The sequence below is a fragment of the Streptomyces sp. DH12 genome (genome assembly GCF_020873895.1).
Taxonomy (GTDB): domain Bacteria; phylum Actinomycetota; class Actinomycetes; order Streptomycetales; family Streptomycetaceae; genus Streptomyces.
This window is the reverse complement of sequence record NZ_JAHWGT010000748.1, coordinates 1-495: the sequence shown is the minus strand read 5'-3', so window position 1 is coordinate 495 and position 495 is coordinate 1. Positions and strand designations below refer to the sequence as shown.

Below are 495 nucleotides of genomic sequence, written 5' to 3'. Positions count from 1 at the left end.
CCCCAAGGAACGCGGCGGCCGCATCGACGAGATCGCGTCGCGGCGTGAGGAGAAGCGCGCCCGCGCCGCGGCGAAGGGCGCCCGGTGATCGGCTGCCAGACGCCGCGGATCCTGTCCGTCCCCTGGTACCGGCACATCGGGACTGGCCGCTGGGACGGCACCGAGGACCAGACGGCGCTGGACTTCCGCTCGGAGGCCGGGCAGGAGTGCATCGAGCTGGCCGAGGACGCCGGCCTGATGCTCGACCCGTGGCAGCAGCTGGCCCTGCATCACAGCCTCGAGGAAGACGACGACGGCCGCTGGTCCTCCCTGGAAGTGGCCATCAACGTGGCCAGGCAGAACGGCAAGGGCGGCTGGCTGGAAGCGCGGCAGCTGGGCGGCGTGTTCCTCTTCGGGGACAAGCTGATCATCCACACTGCGCATCAGTTCAACACCGCGCAAGAGAGCTTCCTTCGGCTGGACCAGATCTTTGAGGGGTCCTACGACCTCAGCCGG

1 pseudogene is annotated in these 495 nt (G+C 69.3%); it reads left to right on the top strand.

Going from position 1 to position 495, the window contains the following annotated elements:
* Nucleotides 1–84: 84 nt before the first annotated feature.
* Nucleotides 85–495 (top strand): annotated as a pseudogene (locus LPA54_RS36855) (hypothetical protein); the annotation flags it as partial.